This is a genomic window from Streptomyces sp. NPDC005483 (genome assembly GCF_040606035.1).
Classification (GTDB): Bacteria; Actinomycetota; Actinomycetes; order Streptomycetales; family Streptomycetaceae; genus Streptomyces.
Map to the genome: position 1 here is coordinate 1 of NZ_JBEXEA010000114.1, position 2,193 is coordinate 2,193.

Genomic DNA, 2,193 nt, shown 5'->3' on the forward strand with positions numbered 1-2,193 from the left:
ATCAGCACGTCTGACCTGCAAGAACGGCGTGAATCGGCAATGATCGGCAAGGGCCGTCAAGATCCCCAGTGGACTCATAATCCGTCGGCTGTGGGTTCGAGTCCCACCCGCCCCACCTGTGCACGCCTCTGACCTGCGGAAACGTTCATTTTGTCCTGCCGGATCGTCAACTTCGCCTGAACGGACTGAATCCGCTGCTCGTGGGTTTGGAGTCCGGCGGAGGTCGGGGGAGTTCCAACCCCTCTGACCTGCGGCGGAGTAGGTGCTCGCGGTTACCGATCGTCGTTCGGGCCACTGCTCTGAGGGGCGATGCCAAGCCCCAGGGGCCGTACAGGGGCCGGGGCGGCGCGGTCGTGTCCAGTCGACGGTGTCTACGGGGCGATTCGTTGTCCCATTAGCCGGTGTGCGGCAGGGCTGCCATCGCGCTGTGTAGACACTGTCGCCCTCGCTGTGTTTCATCTGCGATGACGGCCAGTGGTGGGGAAACTGCCCCAAGAGGAAACCGCCCGGACGGGTTGCTCGCCCCTCTTGGGTAGAGCCCTGCGGTTCGGCCGTCAGGCCGGTGTGACGGTCGCCCCCGCACTGTTTCCAGGGCAGGTTCAGGCCCCCCGAGAACGAACCTCAGATCAACGAAGCCCTCCCCCGTCATGTCACACCACACCCGTCGCCTTCTGTAGCCGACTCGCGCCCCTGGGCGAGGCCAGGAAGGTCACCGTCCATGCAGCAGCATGATCAGCGGGCATGCTCGGGCCCGCGAGCTGCACCGGCTTACCTGGGCAAGTCGGCGTGTCGAGTCAGGGGACCCGCTGACGGCAGGGTCTCAGGTCGCCCTCGCCTGCTTGGCGACGGGCCAGGAGAAGAGGACGAGCAGACAGGTGTCGCCTGATGACCATCAGGTGACCGCTGTCCGCCCGGCGATTTACCGGAGTCCAGGAAATGCTTGGGGAGCGCCACCGCGAGCGATCAGCTGCCGACACGCCGCGCAAAACACCCGAAACGCTCCGGAAGGAATCTCACGCCATGACCACGACCGCGCCCAAGGCTCCGACTGCACCAGGGGTGCGGTCCTGGTGGGGAATCCCGTACGCCACCGCTGAGCGATACCGCCGCCCCGTAGTCGCGGATTTCGATCCGGACTGCTCCTATGACCGCAAGGGCGTCGTCTCTGTCCAGCCCGACAGCGGCGACTGGCTAGAAGCTGACAGCGGGATGGGCGAGGACTGCCTGAACCTGAACGTGTGGGCTCCCGAGCAGCCGGCCGGGAAGACGCTGCCGGTGGCCGTGTACATCCATGGCGGCGGATTCGAGTTCGGCGCGAACACGCAGACCACCTCGAACGCCTCCGGTCTCGCCGCGTCGGGGCGCGTGGTGAGCGTGTCGGTCAACTACCGGCTCGGCGCCCTGGGCGCGCTCTCGCTCTCGCAGTACGGCGGGCGGCTCGCCGAGGCCAGCAACCTTTTCCTGCAGGACGTCATCGCCGCGCTGACCTGGGTCAAGCGGAACATCGCTCACTTCGGCGGCGACCCCGACCAGGTCACGGTCTACGGCCACAGCGCCGGCGCCTACTCCACCTTCGGTCTGCTCGGCGCCTCCTCCGCCGACGGCCTGTACCGGCGGCTGGCCGGGTTCTCCGGCGGGCCCGCTCGTAGCGTCCCGGCCTGGTGGGCCGAGGAGCTCGCGCACCTGTTCGTCACCGAACTCGGCGTAGCGGACAACCCGGAGAAGCTGCTCGACCTCGACGCGGTCTCCCTGAGGGACGCCCTGCGTAAGGTCGCCCCGACGGACCTCGGAGTCCGCGGCGGGGTGGACAACAAGGCCACCGGCGTCGTCCTGGACATCGGGCAGCCCGGGGCGGTGGTGCACGCCCATCCCATGGACGTCTTCGCCTCGGGGGCGCACCGCGATGTCGACGTGCTGCTGAGCATGGCGAGTGACGACATGGGGTGGTGGGTGGCGAACGACCTCGACCGTTTCGACCCGCACACCCTCGACCGCGTCGTCGACGAGGTCGCGGGGTGGCGTATTTCCCGCTCCCGCGCGCAGAAGATCGTCGACGCCTACGACCAGGGCGGCCGTACCCCGGCCGAGGTCCGCGCCGCGGTCATGGCGGACTACCTCTTCGCACTCCCGGCCGCCCGCGGCGCCCTGGCGCACGCCGCCGCGGGCGGCAACGCCCATCTCCTGATGATCGGG

General features: G+C 68.4%; 1 protein-coding gene. It reads left to right on the forward strand.

Translation table 11 applies throughout. The features are described 5' to 3' along the window. Positions 1-1,020: 1,020 nt before the first annotated feature. On the forward strand, positions 1,021-2,193 hold a 1,173-nt coding region (locus tag ABZT06_RS50475), incomplete at its 3' end, for a carboxylesterase family protein (RefSeq protein ID WP_355756672.1).